This is a genomic window from Streptomyces sp. NPDC048248 (assembly GCF_043201875.1).
GTDB lineage: Bacteria > Actinomycetota > Actinomycetes > Streptomycetales > Streptomycetaceae > Streptomyces.
Window position 1 is genome coordinate 99,666 of the sequence record NZ_JBICZL010000011.1, and the last position, 17,866, is coordinate 117,531.

Here is a 17,866-nt window from a genome sequence, read left to right on the forward strand (position 1 = left end):
CGCGGCCCGGCCGACGCCCTTGCCCGCCGACCGAGCAGCGGAGGACCGCGATGCATCCGTCCGGCGCACTCACGCGCACCGTAGCCACCGTTCGCCGCACAGGCACCGCGCATCCCGGACGCGCCGGGTGCCGCCGCGGCGTCCGGGGTGCCGGCCCCGCACGCGGTGCGCTCACCACCGGGCTCTCGGCCGCCCTGCTGGCCGGCGTGGCCGCCACGCTCGGCGCGGCGCCGGCCGCCGCCCACGCGACCCCCGCCGCCGCGTCCGCCCGCGAAACCGCCGCCCACGCCCCGGTCCCCTCCGTCTCCTGCGGGCGGCCCGACAGCGTCCACTTCCCCATCGATTCACGAGTGACCGGCGGGCAGCGTGCCTACCCGGCCGGCGGCAACTGGCAGACCTGGAAACTGGAGCTGCGCAACACCACCGACGCCGCCTGCAAGGACGTCCACCCCGTCGTCGTCGTCCTCGCGGCTCACCGGGGCCTGCGCTCCGGTCAGATCCACCTGGAGTTCCGCGACCCGGCGGGCGGCGGCTGGCGTCCGGTGCCGTTCGAGTCCACCGAGCGTGACGAACAGGTCGGCGTGTTCGGCAAGGGTGCCGACGGCGGTGCGGGGGGCAGCCCGGCGGAGCGGGCGGCGGGCCGCGGGGTGACCGTACCGGCGAAGGGCACCACGGTCCTGCCCGTCCGGATGCGCTTCGCCCCGGACACCCCGCAGGGCGATCTCACCGCCAAGGTCACCACCATGCAGCGTCGCGGCAGTGACGGTGAATGGGTCGGGCAGTCCGACGACTACCGCTTCGCCGTCCGGCCGCGCGACGCCTCGCCCGCCCCTGCCCCCGGCGTCCCCACCGCGCCCGCCGCCTCCGCTGCCCCAGGGCTGCCCCTGCTGCCCAAAGCCCCGACATCGCCCCCGCTGTCCTTGCCGCCCCGAGCCCCCGCGTCCCCTGACGTCACCCCCGCACCGCACGAACCCACCCCGCCCTCGGAGTTGGCAACGACCGGCCATGCCCCCGTCTTCGGCTTCGGCGCGCTGGGCGCCGGCCTGCTCCTGAGCGGCGGCGTGCTGCTGGCGTGGGCCCGCCGCCTGCGGCGTTGACCCCTGCGGCACCGCACCCCGCCGGGCGGGGTATCGCCGTCACGGGCTGACTTAGGGTGGGGGCGTCGGCCGTACGTACGAGGAGCGGGTCACCCCCAGCGACCCGCGCCCGGTACGGGACGGACGACGGCCCTGGTCAACACGTACGGCAGGAGTCCGGCAGTGGCAGAGCGCAAGCCGATCGAGTCATGGCTCACCGACATGGACGGCGTCCTGATGCACGAGGGCATCCCCGTCCCCGGGGCGGACGCCTTCATCAAGCGGCTGCGCGAATCGGGCCGGCCCTTTCTGGTGCTGACCAACAACTCCATCTACACTCCGCGCGATCTGCACGCCCGGCTGTCCCGGATCGGGCTGGACGTGCCGTGGGAGTCGATCTGGACGTCCGCGCTGGCCACCGCCCAGTTCCTGGACGACCAGCGCCCCGGCGGCACCGCGTATGTCATCGGCGAGGCGGGTCTGACCACCGCCCTGCACGACATCGGCTACGTCCTGACCGACCACGAGCCGGACTACGTCGTGCTCGGCGAGACCCGTACGTACAGCTTCGAGGCGCTCACCAAGGCCATCCGGCTGATCAACGCCGGTGCCCGCTTCATCGCCACCAACCCCGACGAGACCGGCCCCTCGGCCCAGGGCGCACTGCCCGCCACCGGCTCGGTCGCCGCCCTGATCACCAAGGCGACGGGCGTCGAGCCGTACTTCGTCGGCAAGCCCAACCCGTTGATGATGCGCCACGGCCTCAACGTCATCGGTGCGCACTCCGAGACCTCCGCCATGATCGGCGACCGGATGGACACCGATGTGCTGGCGGGCCTGGAGGCGGGCATGGAGACCTTCCTCGTGCTCACCGGACTGACCCGCCCCGAAGACGTCGAACGGCACCCCTTCAGGCCGTCCCGCGTCGTCGACTCCATCGCGGACATCGTCGACCTGGTCTGACGCCGCGTCCGGGCCCCGGCGGACCGCCGCGGCCCGGGCCCTTCACCGCAACGGCGCAGTGGCGGGCCGCACCGGATGCGGCCGGCCCCGCGCGGGCGGACCTTCGGAAGTATCGGAGGTTCACCATGCGCTCACCGCAACTCACGTTCTGTGCCGCTGTGGCGGCCTGCGCGGTGACGGCGGCGCCCGCCCACGCCGGGGAGAAACCCGGCGCGGGGACCGGAACGGTCTCCGTCACCCCCGTCTCCGCCGTACCCGGCGGAGACGTCATCCTGCGGGTCACCGGCTGTCCGGCCGCCGAAGCCACCGCCCTGTCGGGGGCGTTCGCCGGCACCGTTCCGCTCGCCCGGGTCGCCGGCGACCTGACGGGCCACGCCCGGATCGGCTCCGACGCGCAGCCCGGCACGCACCCCGTCACCGTCGCGTGCCCCGGTGCGGACGGACGGACCACCAAGGTCACCGGGACGATGCAGGTCAGCACGCCCGTCGCCCCGAGCGCGGCCGGACGGGGCGGCGCCCGGCCGGCCACCCGGGAGACCCCACCGGGACAGGCCGACCCGGACGGCAAGGCCCCGCCCGCGGGGGAGCTGAGCAGCACCTCCGCCGTCGGGCTGGTGCTCGCGGGGGGCGTTCTCCTGGTCATCGCGGGGCAGCTGCTGCGGCTGCGGTTGCGCCTCCGGCGCGAACGGCAAGGCGGTACGGATGAGAGCTGAGGGCGGTACGGATGAGAGCTGACGGCAGCCGGGCGAAACGGCTCGGCACCGGCCATGGTCAACTGCTGACCGGTGTTGCCTGGGCGCTGTTGCTGCTGGGACTGTGGGTGTGGGGCCGTGACCTGACGGACGAGGTCGCGGGCCGACTGCCCACCACCGGCGATGTCGCCGCCGTCGGCCGTCCGCCAGGCGCGCCGGCGCACGCCCACGCCCCGGTGGCCGCATCGAGTACCGTCCGGCCCACCCACCTCACCATCGGCGCCCTGGGCGTAGGGGCCGACGTCATCGCCCGCGGCCTTGCCACGAACGGTGCGGTGACCCCACCGCCCCCGACGGCGCCGGACGTGGTGGGCTGGTACGCCGGGGGGCCACCACCGGGCGAGAAGGGTGCCGCAGTGCTCCTCGGACGGGTCGCCGCTCCGTCCGACCGAGCTGTTTTCAACGGCCTGAGCAGCATCAGGCCCGGAAACCTGGTGGAGGTGCAGCGCTCGGACGGCAGCACCGCCCAGTTCACCGTCGAGGACGTCAAGCTCTACGACCGGACGCACTTCGACGCCCGCAGGGCCTACGGCGCGCACGAGCCGGGCCGGTCGGAACTCCGGCTGATCGCCACCGGCGGCACCACCGACCCGGCGACCGGCGACAGCCCCACGAACGTGGTCGTCTCCGCCCATCTGACGGGATTCGAGCCGGCCCGCCCGGTGGCCGGCTGACCCACCGCAGGCGCGCAGTGGCACAGGTGCTCAGGAACTACGCAGCCTCCGGCGAATATTGTCGAAGTGCTTGCGCACGGCCCGTTCCGCGCGCCCCGCGTCTGCGGCGCGTACGGCCGCCACGATCTCCCCGTGCTCTCGCCAGGTGGCCCGCGGGTCCGCCGTCGCGTCCGCCAGATCGGTCCGCACCCGGTGAAAGGCTTCCCAGAACGCGTCCAGCACCTCGCTGAGGAGCGGGTTGGCCAGCCCCCGGTACAGCGCGGCGTGGAACGCCCGGTCGGTCTCCGCCGCCACCGACCCGGCCGCCGCCTCCCGTTCCATCCGGGCCACCAGCCCGTCCAGTTCGGTGAGATCCTCCGGCGGCACCTGACCCGCGAGGCGCGCGATCAGCCCGGCCTCCACCGCCTCGCGCAGCTCCAGCAGTTGGCGCAGGCTGTCCTCACCGCGCAGATGCCCGGCGACCGTACGGAACGCCAGGCCCTCGCTCATCGGCGCCATCGTCATCGGCCCGACATAGGTGCCGAACCCGTGCCGGATCTCCACGATGCCCATCGCCTGCAGCCCTTTGAGCGCTTCTCGTACGGAGTTGCGGCTCACCCCGAGCAGCTCCATCAGCTCCGGCTCGGTGGGCAGCGCGGCGCCGGACGGCAGCCGCTCATCGATGATCAGCCTCTTGATGCGGTTCTGAATGTCGCGCGCCATGCGGTGACTCTGCCCCGGGGACGGCGATTTGACCAGCGATATGACGGCATTTCGTCGCGCGATACGGCCCGGATGAAAAGGAACGCGGCGGGTAAAGCGGTGCTCCCGAATTGGTAAAGTGACGCCCCGAATGGCGTCGCGGAGCGGCGGGTCGGCGGAATGGGGAGGATCCACGGTGATTTCGGAATTCTCGCCGAATCCGAAGAAAACGCCTCCTTCCGTATTGAGTTGGACGGCGTGCAGGACGGAGAACTCGGTGTCGAGGTGATCGCCCGAAGGGCCCGGCCCGCGACCTCCGCCCCCGGCTCTGCACACCCACGGTGCCGCGGCGTCCAGATCTTTCGCCCTGGCCGGCAAGTGGCAGCGTTTCTCGTGGAGATGGGGACGCGCCAGGGGCTCTCGACATGGGCGCGGGCGAGGCCGGCAACGACATCAAGGACGCGCGGGAAGACCCGGCCGAGGGCAACGAGAAGGGCGCGGAGCGAGTGAACGACAAGCAGGGCACCAGCGAATTCGGGGCCTTCGGATGAGCGCCGGGGTGATGCGGCTCGGTCGTTGCGTCACGGTGGTGGGCCCGTCCGCGCTCATCGTTCTGACCGGTGGCTGGCTGTTCCTGGGCGCCGGCCCGGTCCGTACGGGCGTGGTGTGGGGAGCCCTGGCGGTGGTGGCCGCGTGCGTGCTGACGCTCATCGGCTACGTCCTCACCGCGGGCCGGACCTCTCCGGAACAGGCGTACGCCCGCGCGCTCGACGCCGTGCGCGACGCCGCGGGGCGTCCGGGTGCTCCGGTGCCCGCGGTCCTCCACAGCTCCCGCTGGACCTGGGCCAGGATCACGGCCGTAGCGGTCGCGGTACCCACCGCGCTGGTGCTGTCCGTCTGCCTGGGCGCGGCCGACCCGGACCGCAGCCCCACCGCCGCCCGGATCGCCGACGCGCACTACGTGATCAAGGAACTGCCGGTGGCCGCCGTCGGCAATGTGGTGCGCGCCGGAAGCAGCAGCCGTTCCGCGGCGACCGCCGACTACACCGTGAGGCTGCCGTCGGCCGAAGACGCCAAGGAGGTCTCCGCGACCTTCCACACGGAGACCAGGAGGGGCCCCCGGGAGGTGGGGGGCACCTTCCCTGTCGCCTACGTGCCCGAGCAGCCCCGCCTCGGGGCCGTCGGCGCCCTCACGCCGACCGAGGTCGAGGCACAGCTCGCGGGCCGCACGCTGTCGCGGGGCAGTTCCCTCTTCGCCGCGGTGGGATGGGCCGTCGTCGCGCTCGCGATGCTCTGTGTCGCGTCCCCGCCGCGCGGGTCCCGGCGCGTCCGGAGCGACTGGGTCGCCCTCCGCGCCACCGTCACCGGCGCGGCCGAGCACGTCGAACCGCCGTCCGGCAGCGACGCCGGGAAGGACGCGAAGAGCACCTCGCGCTACAAGTGCCTGACCCTGAACACCGAGGCGGGTGATGTGCCGCTCAGCCTTGCCGCGTCGCACGAGCGCGCGACCCCGCTGCTCGTCGGCCGTGCGGGTTGGCTGGTGTGGGACCCGGCCGCGACCGGGAAGAAGGTCACCGCGGACTACGTCGCGGACGAGGGCTGGCAGCTGCCCGGCCGCGTCCCCGGCGCCGAGGCCGCGCGGGTCGCCGCCCCTCCGCGCGGGCCGGTCGCGATCGACGCAGGCCGACAGGTCCGGCTCCTGGAATTCGGCAGTCTCTGGCCCCGTACGGTTCCGGTGTCCGTGCTGCTCGGCCTTCTCGTGTCGGTCGCCGCCGCGGGCGCGCTGCTGCTTCCGGCGGACGGCGGCTGGCGGGTCTGGACGGCCATGGCGGCCGTCGCCGCGCCATTCTTCGTCTGGATGTTCGGCGGTCTTCTCGCCCCGGCGAAGGCGGCGGAGACCAAGTCTGTGGTGGCCGGGGAGCCGGCCGCCTGACGACGGTGGGGCCCGGGTCCCGGGTTCTCGGCCCCGGGGTACCCGGCTGCTCCGCGCAAGGAACGGCCCCTGCCGCAACCGGGCCCGACAACGACTGAGGCCCCTCGCATGGCGAGGGGCCTCAGTGCTACGTGCGCCGCCAGGGACTCGAACCCCGGACCCGCTGATTAAGAGTCAGCTGCTCTAACCAACTGAGCTAGCGGCGCGCGCTGACCTGAAGAACTTTACACGAACTCCGGACGTGCCCCGTACCCACAACCGGGCTGCTCACGCGGTCGAGCAGTGTGATTCAGCACACGTGCGCGGGTTCTCGGTACCACCCCGCCCCTGCCGAACGGCCCACCCGGCGACGAAACGAACGTACGTTCCGACTGAAGGGTGCGGCTTGGGTGACGACTCGACCGGTATCGCCCGGAACACTCTGATCCATCCTGTTGTGAACCAGATGCCCCGTCAGCATGCGGTATCTCCCGCCGGTTGAGAGGCTTCAGGTGAACGCGGAGGCGAGAGCCGACGGGTTCCGGAACACAGGAGGCCCCGAGATGGCGGTGCTGGGACACCTCGTGTGCCCTCGCGTGCGCATGAGCCCGCATGCCGAACCCGGACCCGGTCCGGAGGTGACGGCGCGGGCCGCCCCGGCATGGCGTCCGTCACTCCTTCTTCACCCCCCGCAACCCCGACCTCCACGGCGGCGTCTGGTAGGACGCGCGCCCAGGCCCGGGTCCACCGGGACCCGTCCCCTCCCTCGGAAAGGTTGATCGTCGTGGTGTCGACAGCCAAGCGCACCCTTGAGATGCAGTTCCTCCTCGGGCCGGACGAAACGGTTCCGGTGGCCGGCCGCTTCAGCTACCGCAGTGACCGTCCGTACGAGGTCGAGGTCGCCTTCCTCAGTCGCGGCCGGACGATCGCCACCTGGCTGTTCGCCCGCGACCTGCTCCTTGCCGGGCTGTGCGGCGAAGCCGGCGAGGGGGACGTACGGGTGTGGCCCTCCGGGGAGCCGGGCGGCCGGCGGCGCGCGCATATCGAACTGTCCACCGACGACAGCGTCTGCGAGCTGTCGGTGCGCGCGACGGAGCTGACCGCATGGCTGGAGCAGACGGCGGCGATCGTGCCGCCAGGACACGAGGACGACTACCTCGACATGGACACCCATCTGGCCCGGCTGCTCGCGGGGAAGTGCTGATGACGTCCCTGACCACGGTGACCGGTCCCGGCGCGGTCGTGCCGTCCCCTCGGCAGGCCGCGCCCCCCGCCGCGCCCGGGGAGGACGGGCGGACCCGAGCGCCCCGCGGTGCCCCGGTCCACACCGCCGCCGATGACGGGCAGGCCCTCTCCCCGAACGCGCCGCACGACCCGCGGGCGCACGGCTTCCTCCCCGAGCGGCCCCCTGTCCGTTCCATGATCGGTACGTGGACGCGGCTGGACGCCATGGCCCGCGCCGCGGCACTCGCCCCCGGCCGCGAGAGCGCCGTCGACCTGGTCGAACGTGCTCACCACGCCCAGGAGTTGAGTGCCCTGCGACAGCGTGTCTCGCGACTCTCGCCGCGCAACGCCGAGGCCGCCGCGATGCGGGTCGCGGTGATCGCGGTGGCCTGCGGCTGGGGCGGTCTCGACCCGCTCGCGCCGGCCGCGCGCAAGGTCGCCGACGAGGCGTTCCTCGACCTGTGGGCGGCGATCGCGCAGCGGATCGACCATGACCAGTTCGTCGCGCTGCCCACCCTCGCGCTGCACAACTGGGCCCCCGAGCGGAAGCCGCGCCGGCACATCCCCATCGACCAGCTGGCCCGCACGGAACCGCTCGTACCGATCGTCCGCTGGGCGCCGGAGGGGCAGCCGCTGAGCCGCCTGGACCGGCTGATGCTCGCAGCGACCCGGCTGGAGGCGCACGGCATCTGGCTCTTCCGGCTCGCCGAGACCCTGGCCGGTCGCTCGCCCGACGACTCCTCCACGCCCACCGCGCTGCGCCGCCTGGTCCGCATCCAGCACGCCCTGCGTGCCCAGCTGCGCGCCGAGACAGCCGAGTTGGCGGACGCTCCGGCGGCCACCACGCCGCAGAGTGCGGTGCTCGCGGCGCTCGCCGAACAGGGTGCCCTGGAGCCGCCGGTCCTGCAGGCCGCGGACGCGGTGCTGGGCATCGGCGGGCGACGCGTGGGTGAGGGCGGGCGCCAGTACCAGCGCCGACACCTTCCGGCGCAGCACCGCGCCTGGCTCAGCGCGATGGACCGCCACTGTGCGCCGGTGCGCACCCTGGCGCACCGGGGCGGTCCCGATGCCGCGGTCTACCGCGAGGCCCAGGAGTCGCTGATCGCGCTCCGACGCACTTACACCGCGCTGGTGCACACGGCCGCCCGCCCGGAATCCGGCCCCCTCGCCGCGGCGGCCTGACCTCTGCCGGTGGGGCCGTGGGCAGCGGCCGGGTCGCGGGGCGGCTGAGGAGAGCGACAGGGGGAGCCCGGAGTCCGGTTGTTATTGGTCTGGACATGTCCAACACCGCTCACTAGTCTGCGTTTTGGTCTAGACCGCACTTCCAGCTCACGGAACTCCCCCCACGTTCTTCAGGAGCGAAGCATGCGCAAAAAGCTCAGTGCCGCCGTGATAGGTCTCGGCATCGTCGGTGTCTCCTTCCTGTCGACCGGCAGCGCCTCCAGCCACGGCTACAGCGACGCGCCCCCGAGCCGGCAGGCGCTCTGCGCCAACGGCACCGTCAAGGACTGCGGTGCGATCCAGTACGAACCGCAGAGCGTCGAGGCACCCAAGGGCTTCCCCGCCGCCGGCCCCGCCGACGGCAAGATCTGCTCCGGCGGACACGACAACTTCGCCGAGCTGGACGACCCACGGGGCGGCGACTGGCCCGCCACCAAGCTCTCCGCAGGGCAGGGCTACACCTTCACCTGGCGACTGACCGCACGTCATTCGACCGCCGACTTCCAGTACTTCATCACCAAGGACGGCTACGACCCGAGCAAGCCGCTCACCCGTGCCGACCTCGAACCCGAGCCGTTCATGACGGTCCCGATGGGCGGCGCGCAGCCGGGTCAGACGGTCCAGCACCAGGGCACCGTGCCCACCCAGAAGTCCGGCCGCCACCTGATCCTCGGTGTCTGGAACGTCGCGGACACGGGCAACGCCTTCTACGCCTGCTCGGACGTCGACGTCTCCTGACGTCCGGTCCGCCCGACCGTGGCGGCGCGGTACCGCTGGGCCTCCCTGCCTTCCCCCGGGGAGGCCCTCGCCGCGTCCCGGCCCCGACGCCCGCACGCGTCCCGTACCGCCCATGGCATGCACCGTCTCTCCCCCGCATCACTCTCCACAACTGACGATACGTCAGCTACGCTGCGGCGCCATGGCAGCCAACGGCACCAGCAGCGGCGGCGCCTCCCGCGCAGGCGACGGCGCCGCCACCGTCGCGGAACTCGTGCTCGCGCAGTGGGACGACCACGGGCCCGGCGTCCTCTGCGGCGATCGCACCCTGACCCACCACGAGCTGGCCGCCGGAGCCGCCGCCCGAGCGGCGTTGCTCGGCGATCTGCTGCCACCCGCCGCACCACCGCACATCGGTGTGCTGCTGGACAACGTCCCCGAATACCCGCTGTGGCTCAGCGCGGCGGCGCTCACCGGCGCGGCCGTGGCCGGCATCAACCCCACCCGCCGCGGCCCGGAACTCGCCCGCGACATCGCCCACACCGACTGCGCGCTGGTGATCACCGAACGCGCCCACCTCCCGCTGCTGACCGGGCTGCGACTGCCCGTCCCGCCGGGCCGGGTGCTCGTCGTGGACGATCCGGCCTACCGGGACCTGCTCGCGCCGTACGAGGGGGTCCGCCCCGCCGAGGTCACCGGCACCGGCCGGAGAGGAACGCCCACCCCGGCCACCCGGATGCTGCTGTGCTTCACCTCCGGATCCACCGGCGCGCCGAAGGCCGCCCTGTGCACCCAGGGCCGACTGGCGGCCGCCGGCCGTTCGCTGGCCGGATATTTCGGCGTGCGCCGGGACGACGTCCACTACCTCTGCATGCCGATGTTCCACGGCAACGCCGTCATCGCCGGCTGGGCCCCCGCGCTGGCCGGCGGCGCGGCCGTCGCGCTGCGCCGCCGTTTCTCCGCGTCCGCCTTCCTCCCGGACGTCCGCCGCTACGGCGCCACCTACTTCACCTACGTCGGCCGTGCCGTGCAGTACCTGCTCGCCACCCCGCCGGGCCACGACGACCGCGACCACCGGCTGCGCGCCGGGTTCGGCACCGAAGCCGGCAGCGTGGATGCCGCCCGCTTCACCGAACGCTTCGGTGTGCGCCTCACCGAGGGGTACGGCTCGTCCGAGGGCGGCGCCGCGCTCCAGCGTTCGCCGGACACCCCACCGGGCGCCATCGGGCGGCCCGCACCGGGGGACGACCTCGCCGTCGTCGACCCGGAGACCGGCGTCGAGCTGCCGCCCGCCCGCCTGGACCCGGCAGGGCGCCTGCTCAACGGCGAGCAAGCCATAGGGGAGCTGGTCAACCGCGGCCGCAGTCCCTTCGAGGGGTACTGGCGCAATCCCGAGGCCACCGCCGCCCGTACCCGGGGCCGCGCCGCGGGCCGGGGCGCGGGCTGGTACTGGACCGGCGACCTCTTCTTCCGGGACGCCGAGGGGTTCTTCCACTTCGCCGGACGCACGGACGACCGCCTGCGGGTCGACAGTGAGAATCTCGCCGCCGCGATGATCGAGAACATCCTCGCCCGCTACGCCCCGGCCGCCGGAGTCGCCGTGTACGCCGTGCCCGACCCCATCGCGGGCGACCAGGTGATGGCGGCCCTCGCCCTGCGCGAGGGCACGGCCTTCGACCCCGACGACTTCGCGGCATTCCTCGCCGCCCAGCCGGACCTGGGGACGAAGATGGCGCCGCGCTTCGTACGGCCGGTGGCCGCGCTGCCGGTGACCGCCACCAACAAGGTGCACCGCGTCGCGCTGCGCCGGGCCGGATTCCGCTGCCCCGAGCCGGTGTGGTGGTCGCCACAAGGGGGCGGCGCAGCGGGAGGCGGCGAATCCCCGGGGGCGACGGGGTGGAGGTACCGGCCGTTCACCGCGGGGGACCGCGCCGCGCTCCTGACCCTCTACCGCGACCACGAACGGGACCATCTGCTGGACCGGTGAGTGCCCAGGCCGAGGCCGGTCCCTGCAACGACGAAGTGGGCGTCCCCGGAGAACCGAGAACGCCCACTTCACAGGTGCGCCGCCAGGGACTCGAACCCCGGACCCGCTGATTAAGAGTCAGCTGCTCTAACCAACTGAGCTAGCGGCGCGCGCTGACGAAAGAAATACTACCTGGTCCGAAAGGGTGCTGAGGACCACGCCGGGCCGCCCCCGGCGGCGCCGGTCAGATCGCGAGCGAGAGCAGCACCGGAGCGGCACGCCGGTTGAGGGCATCGGCGGCCTGCCGCAGACGGTGGGCATGCTCCAGCGGCATGGACAGCGCGAGGCAGCCGACCGTCGAGCCTGCCGTGATCGGTACGGCGGCGCAGACCGTACCGACGGCGTACTCCTGGAGGTCGAGAACCGGGACCGTCGGCGGCTGGCTGTCGAGCTTGTGGAACAGCACCTTCTCGTTGGTGATCGTCCGGGAGGTGAGCCGGGCGGTCTTGTGACGGGAGAGGTGGTCCTTGCGGCCGTCGTGGTCGAGCTGCGCGAGGAGGCATTTTCCGACCGCGCTGGCATGTGCCGTACGGCGGAATTCGGCCCACTCGTTGACCTTCGGGGCGAGCGGCCCGTCGGCGTAGTGGAGGATCTTGACCTCGCCGTCGATGTACCGGCTGATGTAGACCGCCGCGCCCACGGAGTCCCGCAGTTCGTCGAGCGTCACCTGCAGTTTGTCCCGAAGGGCCTGGGTGCGCTCACCGCCCGATCCCAACAGCAGCAGTGAATCGCCGACCACATACGCCCCGTCCCCGACCTGCTCCACATAGCCTTCGCGCTGCAGCATCGACAGCATGTGGGAGAGGTGGTCCGGGGACATGGCTGTTTCGCGTGCGATCTGCACGTCGGTCACGCCGTGGGCGTGCCTGGAGATCGTTTCGAGCACGCGAAGGGCGTACTGCACCGAATGGAACGGCGCGGTCGGCTCGGGCTTCAGCGCCACGGTGTCCCCCTAGCAGGTTGTTACCGCTTGCGTCGTGACCGTCGTCGTACTGGACGCGGTCGACGCTTGGCCCGCGACCGTTCCCGTACAACGGGGCTCGTCTCACGATAGCGGTCAACGGCCCTCGATGGAGGGGGTCTTGACCGAAAAGCGTGGGCGGACACGCGTCTGTCCAGGCGCGCGCCACCCTGGCATATGACCATGGCACGGTAAACCCCTTCGGGGGACGGCGGGCGTCGCCGAACGGTGTCCGTGGGAGTGCCCGCAACCGGCACCTTCCCCACGCGCCGGAGCCCGGCCCCCCACCGTGGGGGGCCGGGCTCCGGCGGGCGTGCGGTGTCAGAGCACCGCGCTCAGGAACTCACGGGTCCGCTCGTGCTCCGGGTCCGTGAACATCTGCTCCGGCGGCCCGAACTCGATGACCCGGCCGGCGTCGAACATCATCACGCAGTCGGAGATGTCGCGGGCGAAGTTCATCTCGTGCGTGACGCAGAGCATCGTGATGTCCGTGGTGTGCGCGATATCCCGCAGGACGTCCAGCACGCCGGCCACCAGCTCCGGGTCGAGCGCCGAGGTCACCTCGTCGAGCAGCAGCACCTGCGGCCGCATCGCCAGCGCCCGCGCGATGGCGACCCGCTGCTGCTGGCCGCCCGAGAGCTGGCTCGGGTACTTGTCGAGGTGCTCGGTGAGGCCGACCAGATCGAGCAGCTCCCGGGCACGCTCCTCGGCCGCGTCCTTCTCCAGGCCCAGCACGTGCACCGGCGCCTCGGTGATGTTCCGCAGCACCTTCATGTTGGGGAAGAGGTTGAACTGCTGGAAGACCATGCCGATGTTCTTGCGGACCTCACGGCTGTACCGGTCGCTCGCGGGGACGAGCTTGCCGCCCTTCTCCTCGTGCGTGAGGTATTCGCCGTTGAGCTTGATGGTGCCCTCGTCCGGCTTCAGCAGCGTCATCATCAGCCGCAGAATCGTGGTCTTGCCGGAGCCGGAGGGCCCGATCAGGGTCACGTGCTTGCCGGAGAAGACCTTCATGTCCAGCGAGTCGAGGACGGTGTGCGAGCCGAAGCGCTTGGTGACCTTGTCGAAGTGGATCAGCTCGCTGCCGTCGACCGCCGGGTTGGCCGTCTCCTTGGACCGGTCCGCCGCGTCCTTGGGACCGGCGGTGTTGGGGGTGTTGCTGTCAGCGGACAAGACGACGCTCCAGGGCTCGCAGGAGAAGAGAAGCGGGGTAGGCGATCAGGATGAAGGCGATACCGACGACCGTGTACGGCTCGACGGTCTGGAAGGTCGCGGAGGAGAACTGCCGTGCCTCACCCAGCATCTCCAGCACGCCGATGGCGAAGAGCATCGGCGAGTCCTTCAGCATCGCGATGACGTAGTTGCCCAGCGCGGGGACCACGCGACGGATGGCCTGCGGCAGGATCACGGCTATCCAGGTGCGGCTGCGCGGCAGACTCAGCGCGGTGGCCGCCTCCCACTGGCCGGCCGGCACGCCGTCGATGCCGGCGCGGTAGACCTCGGCGGTGTACGTCGAGTAGTGCAGGCCCAGGGCGATCACGCCGGTGACCATGGCGGTGAGCGTGATGCCCCACTCGGGCATGACGTAGTAGAGGAAGAACAGCTGCACCAGCAGCGGGGTGTTGCGCACGAACTCGGTGATCGCGGTCACCGGCCAGCGCACCACCTTGAGGGGGGAGCGCTGCGCCAGGGCCCACACGAGGCCGAGTGCGAAGGCGATCAGCGAACCGAGAGCCAGGGCCTGGAGGGTGACCAGGACGCCCTTCCAGAACGTCGGCAGGAAGTCGCCGACCGCGGACCAGTCGAACGTCATCGCACATCACCCTCCGCCGCGGCGCCGGCCGCCGTACCGGTCGCCGGCCCGGTCTGTCCGCCGACGCTCAGCTTGCTTTTCATGGCGGTCCGCTTGGGCGGTGCCTGGCCGATGCCTGCCTTGGCGTGCCGCTCCACCACGCGCATCCCGCGGGTCAGTACAAAGGCCAGTACGAAGTACATGACCAGGATGATCGTGTAGACGGGCGCGCTCTGCGCGGTGGCGTTGCGCACCAGCGAAGCACCGAAGGTGATGTCCCCGACGCCCAGGATCGACACCAGCGCGGTGCCCTTGAGCAGCTCGATCAGCAGGTTGTTGAAGGGCGGGATCATGCCCGGCCAGGCCTGCGGAAGAATGATCTTCCGCAGCTGCTGGGCCGGCGAGAAGCTGAGCGCGATGCCCGCCTCGCGCTGCGCCGGGGAGACCGCGGCGATCGCGCCGCGCACCACCTCCGAGCCGTACGCGCCGTAGGTCAGGCCCAGTGTGAGGACGGCGGCCCACATCGGGACCAGCTGCCAGCCGAAGCCCATCGGCAGCACGAAGAACACCCAGAACATCAAGATCAGCGCGGAGGTGCCGCGGAAGATCTCGAAGTAGGCGCCGGACACGAAGCGGACGATCCACAGCCGGTGGGTGCGCGCGACGCCGATCACGAAGGCCACCACGGCGCCGAGTGCGGCGCTGTAGACGGTCAGCTGAACGGTGATCCACACGCCTTTGAGGAGGAGTTCCCACAAACCCCAGGTGATATCGCTCATGGCCGGCACTTCTCCTTGGCGGTGATCTCCGTCATCTGGTCCTTCTTGAACCCGAAAGGCCGCATCAGGTTCAGGAGCTCGCCGGTCTTCTTCATCTTGTGCAGCTCGCGGTTGAACGCGTCGCGCAGCGCCGTCTCGGGGGTCCGGAAGGCGAAGCCGCCGACATCGATGACCGGCTTGCCGTCCACCAGCGGCGTGACCTCGGCGGTCGCCTCGGCCTTGGTCGTCCTCGACTGGCGTACGACATTGCGCACGGTGACCGCGGTGCCCACGAAGACGTCCACCCGGCCCTGCTCGACGGCGAGCAGGCCGGCCAGCTGGTCCGGGAGCGTGGAGATGTCCTTGACGCCGGCTTCCTTGGCGTAGTCCAGCTCGGCGTATCCGACGCCGGTCGCCATCTTCGCCCCGGTCCTGGCGATGTCCTTGTACGTGTGGAGCTTCATCGGATTGCCCTTGCGGACAAGGAAGGCGTCCAGCATCTGATACTCGGGATCGGCGAAGATGACCTTGGCGCAGCGTTCCGGATTGATGTACATCCCGGCGGCGACCACATCGAACTGCTGGGAATTCAGCCCGACGATCAACGAGCCGAAATCGGTCGGAAAGGGCTCGACCTTGGGCACGCCGAGCCGTTTGAAGATCTCCTTGGCGATGGCGGGTGAGGAGCCGGTCATCTTGCCGTCCCGGCCGATGTAGCTGTACGGCTGCTCACCCGCCAGACCCAGGGTGACCGAACCTTTCGCACGCAGCCGCTCCAACAAGTGGCCGCCGTCCTTGGCATCGGCCGTCGGCACCTGACTGCAGCCGCTGGTCCCTCCGATCGCACCCGCTGCGCCGAGCGCCGCTACCCCCGCGAGCAGCGAGCGACGGCGGATGCCGCTAGACCATTGTCCTTCGGATTCTGAGATGTTCCGTTGTGGTGGCGCCATGGGCGCGCGACTACCCGAACGCCCGGCATATATGCCGATCGTTTCCAGCCCTTGATATAAGCGCCTCGGAGTTGTTCCGTACGCCGGTATTGCCCCCCTACGATCTGGACATGACCGATCGCTTCATCGAAGTCTCCCTGGACAAGCGCGGCGTGAGCTGCACGGCCAAGCTGCTCGACGACCGCGCGCCGATCACCTGCAACGCCGTATGGGACGCCCTCCCGCTCGGCGGCGACGTCTACCACGCCAAGTACGCCCGCAACGAGATCTACACGCTTGTCCCGCCGTTCGCCCCCGAGGAGCCACCGCTGGAGAATCCGACGATCACTCCGATCCCCGGCGATCTGTGCTATTTCACCTTCAGCGACACGCAGTTGGGTACGAAGTCCTACGGCTACGAGACCCAGGCCAAGCACCAGGGCCGCGCCACCGTCGTCGACCTCGCCCTCTTCTACGAGCGCAACAATCTGCTGATCAACGGTGACGCGGGCTGGGTCCCCGGGATCGTGTGGGGTGCCGTCGTCGACGGTCTGGACCGGATGGCCGACGCCTGTCAGGACCTGTGGCGGGCCGGCGCCCTGGGGGAGTCGCTCAACTTCCGCCGGGTGTAGCGGGAGCGGGGATCTCCGCGGTCCCCGTTTCGTAGAGCGCGTGCGCGGCGCGCAGCACCAGCGCGTCCGCGTGCCGCGCCCCGACCAGCTGCACGCCGATCGGCAGCCCGTCGCCGTCCACCCCGCAGGGGACGGTCGCGGCGGGCTGCTGGGTGAGGTTGAAGGGGTAGGTGAACGGCGTCCAGCCCGTCCAGCGGGTGTGCCCCGACCCGGCCGGCACCTCGGCGCCCGCCTCGAACGCGGTGATCGGTTCGGTCGGCGTGATCAGCAGGTCGTAGGTCTCGTGGAAGCGCCCCATCGCCTGGCCCAGCGCCATGCGTGTGTCCACCGCCGCCAGATAGTCCAGTGCGCTGTAGCGGGCGCCCTGGTCGCAGATCTCCCGCAGGCCGGGGTCGAGCAGCTGCCGGTCGGCGTCGCCCAGGTGCTGCACCACCCGTGCCGCGCCGCTGAACCACAGCGTGTGGAACGCCTCCACCGGGTCGGCGATGCCCGGATCGACCTCCTCGACGTGCGCGCCGAGCGCGGCGAGCCGGTCGACGGCGCGGCGGACCGCCGCGGCGATCTCGGGCGCCACCGGCACGTCCCAGCCGAGCGACGGGCTGTACGCCACCCGCAGTCCCGCGACCGGGCCGGTCAGTGTCTCGCGGAAGGACGCGGTGCCCGGCGCGAGCTGCGACCAGTCCCGCCAGTCCGCGCCGGTGATCACGTCCATCATCAGTGCCGTGTCGGCCGCGTCCCGGGTCATCGGTCCGACGTGCGCCAGCGTCCCGAACGGGCTCGCCGGGTAGAGGGGGACCCGGCCGTAGGTCGCCTTGAGGGCGAAGATCCCGCAGAACGACGCGGGGATGCGGACCGATCCGCCGCCGTCGGTGCCCAGGCTCAGCGGCCCGGCGCCCATCGCCACGGCCGCCGCGCTGCCGCCGCTGGAGCCGCCCGCGGTGCGCCCCGCGTCGTACGGATTGCCCGTCACGCCGTGCCGCGGACTGTCGGTGACACCCTTCCAGCCGAACTCGGGGGTGGTCGTCTTGCCGACGAACACCGCACCGGCCTGGCGCATCCGGGCCACCGACGGTGCGTCCTCGTCCCACGCCGGGCCCTCGGCCCGGACCGTGCGTGAACCGCGCAGCGTCGGCGTGCCGCGGGTGAGGATCAGGTCCTTGACGGTGGTCGGCACGCCGTCGACCGGGCCGGCCGGCTCCCCGGCCCGCCAACGCTCCTCCGACTCCTTGGCGGCCGCCAGCGCCTCGTCCGCGGTGATCAGGGTGAAGCAGTTCGTCCGCGCCTGGGCGGCCTCGGCGCGCTCCAAGGTCGCGCGGGTGACCTCGACGGGGGAGAACTCGCCGGCGGCGTACCCGGCCGTGAGCCGCGTGGCGGTGAGATCGGCGAGGTGGGTCGGTGCGGTCGTCATGCGTCCTCCGAGCGTGGGCCGCCCCGGAGCGGGGCAGCGGGCGGGTACGGGGCTGCTGCGGGGTGGGGACGTGCGAGGGCGTTGCCGATCGAAGGGCTGGACCGTGACGGGTGGGGCCGTTGGGTCCGGTGGGGCTCATG

The 17,866-nt window shown here is 71.8% G+C and carries 18 protein-coding genes and 2 tRNA genes; 11 read left to right on the top strand and 9 right to left on the bottom strand.

The features are described 5' to 3' along the window. Window positions 1–50 precede the first annotated feature (50 nt). The 4 genes from ACGFZW_RS24630 (at window position 51) to ACGFZW_RS24645 (ending at window position 3,465) form a co-directional block, all read left to right on the top strand. Window positions 51–1,097 (top strand): hypothetical protein, encoded by a 1,047-nt coding sequence (locus tag ACGFZW_RS24630; RefSeq protein WP_393895377.1) that lies wholly within the window; start codon window positions 51–53, stop codon window positions 1,095–1,097. Between the two features lie 162 nt (window positions 1,098–1,259). Beyond that, the gene (locus tag ACGFZW_RS24635) at window positions 1,260–2,039 is read left to right on the top strand and encodes an HAD-IIA family hydrolase (RefSeq protein ID WP_393895378.1); all 780 of its coding nucleotides are present in this window, start codon (window positions 1,260–1,262) and stop codon (window positions 2,037–2,039) included. 125 nt (window positions 2,040–2,164) lie between these two features. After that, the gene (locus ACGFZW_RS24640) at window positions 2,165–2,752 is read left to right on the top strand and encodes a hypothetical protein (protein WP_393895379.1); all 588 of its coding nucleotides are present in this window, start codon (window positions 2,165–2,167) and stop codon (window positions 2,750–2,752) included. Between the two features lie 11 nt (window positions 2,753–2,763). Next, complete coding sequence (locus ACGFZW_RS24645; RefSeq protein ID WP_393895380.1) at window positions 2,764–3,465, top strand: sortase domain-bontaining protein; 702 nt, start codon at window positions 2,764–2,766, stop codon at window positions 3,463–3,465. A gap of 30 nt (window positions 3,466–3,495) precedes the next feature. Here ACGFZW_RS24645 and ACGFZW_RS24650 read toward each other — a convergent pair whose 3' ends face one another. Beyond that, complete coding sequence (locus ACGFZW_RS24650) at window positions 3,496–4,167, bottom strand: FadR/GntR family transcriptional regulator (RefSeq protein WP_393895381.1); 672 nt, start codon at window positions 4,165–4,167, stop codon at window positions 3,496–3,498. A gap of 404 nt (window positions 4,168–4,571) precedes the next feature. On the opposite strand from ACGFZW_RS24650, the gene ACGFZW_RS24655 reads away from it, so the two are divergent. Together ACGFZW_RS24655 and ACGFZW_RS24660 are read left to right on the top strand one after the other, a co-directional pair. Next, window positions 4,572–4,697, top strand: a complete 126-nt coding sequence (locus ACGFZW_RS24655; RefSeq protein WP_393895382.1) for a hypothetical protein — start codon at window positions 4,572–4,574, stop codon at window positions 4,695–4,697. Next, window positions 4,694–6,079, top strand: a complete 1,386-nt coding sequence (locus ACGFZW_RS24660; RefSeq protein ID WP_393895383.1) for a hypothetical protein — start codon at window positions 4,694–4,696, stop codon at window positions 6,077–6,079. The genes ACGFZW_RS24655 and ACGFZW_RS24660 overlap by 4 nt, the downstream gene beginning before the upstream one ends. A 132-nt stretch (window positions 6,080–6,211) precedes the next feature. Here the strand turns inward: ACGFZW_RS24660 and ACGFZW_RS24665 are convergent. Next, window positions 6,212–6,285, bottom strand: a tRNA-Lys gene (locus ACGFZW_RS24665). 557 nt (window positions 6,286–6,842) lie between these two features. Here ACGFZW_RS24665 and ACGFZW_RS24670 point away from each other — a divergent pair. The 4 genes from ACGFZW_RS24670 (at window position 6,843) to ACGFZW_RS24685 (ending at window position 11,207) form a co-directional block, all read left to right on the top strand. Then, entirely contained in the window at window positions 6,843–7,262 is a 420-nt protein-coding gene (locus ACGFZW_RS24670; protein ID WP_393895384.1) for an SsgA family sporulation/cell division regulator, read from the top strand. Then, window positions 7,262–8,464 (top strand): hypothetical protein, encoded by a 1,203-nt coding sequence (locus ACGFZW_RS24675; RefSeq protein ID WP_393895385.1) that lies wholly within the window; start codon window positions 7,262–7,264, stop codon window positions 8,462–8,464. Before ACGFZW_RS24670 ends, ACGFZW_RS24675 begins: the two co-directional genes overlap by 1 nt. Window positions 8,465–8,647: 183 nt before the next feature. Further along, window positions 8,648–9,241: a lytic polysaccharide monooxygenase gene (locus tag ACGFZW_RS24680; protein ID WP_393895386.1), complete on the top strand. Its 594-nt coding sequence runs from the start codon at window positions 8,648–8,650 to the stop codon at window positions 9,239–9,241. A gap of 181 nt (window positions 9,242–9,422) precedes the next feature. Then, the gene (locus ACGFZW_RS24685; RefSeq protein ID WP_393895387.1) at window positions 9,423–11,207 is read left to right on the top strand and encodes an AMP-binding protein; all 1,785 of its coding nucleotides are present in this window, start codon (window positions 9,423–9,425) and stop codon (window positions 11,205–11,207) included. Window positions 11,208–11,282: 75 nt separating this feature from the next. Here ACGFZW_RS24685 and ACGFZW_RS24690 read toward each other — a convergent pair. The 6 genes from ACGFZW_RS24690 to ehuB form a co-directional block, all read right to left on the bottom strand. Further along, window positions 11,283–11,356, bottom strand: a tRNA-Lys gene (locus ACGFZW_RS24690). 74 nt (window positions 11,357–11,430) lie between these two features. Further along, window positions 11,431–12,189 carry an IclR family transcriptional regulator gene (locus ACGFZW_RS24695; RefSeq protein WP_393895388.1) on the bottom strand — a complete coding sequence of 253 codons (759 nt, stop codon included), beginning with the start codon at window positions 12,187–12,189 and terminating at the stop codon, window positions 11,431–11,433. Window positions 12,190–12,528: 339 nt separating this feature from the next. After that, window positions 12,529–13,380 carry an ectoine/hydroxyectoine ABC transporter ATP-binding protein EhuA gene (gene ehuA, locus ACGFZW_RS24700; protein WP_393895389.1) on the bottom strand — a complete coding sequence of 284 codons (852 nt, stop codon included), beginning with the start codon at window positions 13,378–13,380 and terminating at the stop codon, window positions 12,529–12,531. Beyond that, window positions 13,370–14,020, bottom strand: coding sequence for an ectoine/hydroxyectoine ABC transporter permease subunit EhuD (gene ehuD, locus ACGFZW_RS24705; RefSeq protein WP_393895390.1), 651 nt, complete (start codon window positions 14,018–14,020; stop codon window positions 13,370–13,372). The genes ehuA and ehuD overlap by 11 nt, the downstream gene beginning before the upstream one ends. Continuing rightward, window positions 14,017–14,778, bottom strand: a complete 762-nt coding sequence (ehuC, locus tag ACGFZW_RS24710) for an ectoine/hydroxyectoine ABC transporter permease subunit EhuC (protein ID WP_393895391.1) — start codon at window positions 14,776–14,778, stop codon at window positions 14,017–14,019. Before ehuC ends, ehuD begins: the two co-directional genes overlap by 4 nt. Next, window positions 14,775–15,707, bottom strand: a complete 933-nt coding sequence (gene ehuB / locus ACGFZW_RS24715; protein ID WP_393895392.1) for an ectoine/hydroxyectoine ABC transporter substrate-binding protein EhuB — start codon at window positions 15,705–15,707, stop codon at window positions 14,775–14,777. Before ehuB ends, ehuC begins: the two co-directional genes overlap by 4 nt. A 110-nt stretch (window positions 15,708–15,817) precedes the next feature. Here ehuB and ACGFZW_RS24720 point away from each other — a divergent pair, with 110 nt between their 5' ends. Then, window positions 15,818–16,318, top strand: coding sequence for a DUF3830 family protein (locus ACGFZW_RS24720; protein WP_393895393.1), 501 nt, complete (start codon window positions 15,818–15,820; stop codon window positions 16,316–16,318). Here the strand turns inward: ACGFZW_RS24720 and ACGFZW_RS24725 are convergent. After that, a complete protein-coding gene (locus tag ACGFZW_RS24725) occupies window positions 16,299–17,726 on the bottom strand; it encodes an amidase (RefSeq protein WP_393895394.1) in 1,428 nt (475 codons plus the stop codon). The two genes, ACGFZW_RS24720 and ACGFZW_RS24725, sit on opposite strands and share 20 nt — an antisense overlap. Window positions 17,727–17,866: the final 140 nt, after the last annotated feature.

Coding starts and splice junctions, on each gene's coding strand:
- ehuB (WP_393895392.1), bottom strand. CDS start 15,707: ATGGCGCCACCACAACGGAACATCTCAGAATCCGAAGGACAATGGTCT.
- ACGFZW_RS24660 (WP_393895383.1), top strand. CDS start 4,694: ATGAGCGCCGGGGTGATGCGGCTCGGTCGTTGCGTCACGGTGGTGGGC.
- ACGFZW_RS24645 (WP_393895380.1), top strand. CDS start 2,764: ATGAGAGCTGACGGCAGCCGGGCGAAACGGCTCGGCACCGGCCATGGT.
- ACGFZW_RS24675 (WP_393895385.1), top strand. CDS start 7,262: ATGACGTCCCTGACCACGGTGACCGGTCCCGGCGCGGTCGTGCCGTCC.
- ACGFZW_RS24650 (WP_393895381.1), bottom strand. CDS start 4,167: ATGGCGCGCGACATTCAGAACCGCATCAAGAGGCTGATCATCGATGAG.
- ehuD (WP_393895390.1), bottom strand. CDS start 14,020: ATGACGTTCGACTGGTCCGCGGTCGGCGACTTCCTGCCGACGTTCTGG.
- ACGFZW_RS24680 (WP_393895386.1), top strand. CDS start 8,648: ATGCGCAAAAAGCTCAGTGCCGCCGTGATAGGTCTCGGCATCGTCGGT.
- ACGFZW_RS24725 (WP_393895394.1), bottom strand. CDS start 17,726: ATGACGACCGCACCGACCCACCTCGCCGATCTCACCGCCACGCGGCTC.
- ACGFZW_RS24655 (WP_393895382.1), top strand. CDS start 4,572: ATGGGCGCGGGCGAGGCCGGCAACGACATCAAGGACGCGCGGGAAGAC.
- ACGFZW_RS24640 (WP_393895379.1), top strand. CDS start 2,165: ATGCGCTCACCGCAACTCACGTTCTGTGCCGCTGTGGCGGCCTGCGCG.
- ACGFZW_RS24720 (WP_393895393.1), top strand. CDS start 15,818: ATGACCGATCGCTTCATCGAAGTCTCCCTGGACAAGCGCGGCGTGAGC.
- ACGFZW_RS24685 (WP_393895387.1), top strand. CDS start 9,423: ATGGCAGCCAACGGCACCAGCAGCGGCGGCGCCTCCCGCGCAGGCGAC.
- ehuC (WP_393895391.1), bottom strand. CDS start 14,778: ATGAGCGATATCACCTGGGGTTTGTGGGAACTCCTCCTCAAAGGCGTG.
- ACGFZW_RS24630 (WP_393895377.1), top strand. CDS start 51: ATGCATCCGTCCGGCGCACTCACGCGCACCGTAGCCACCGTTCGCCGC.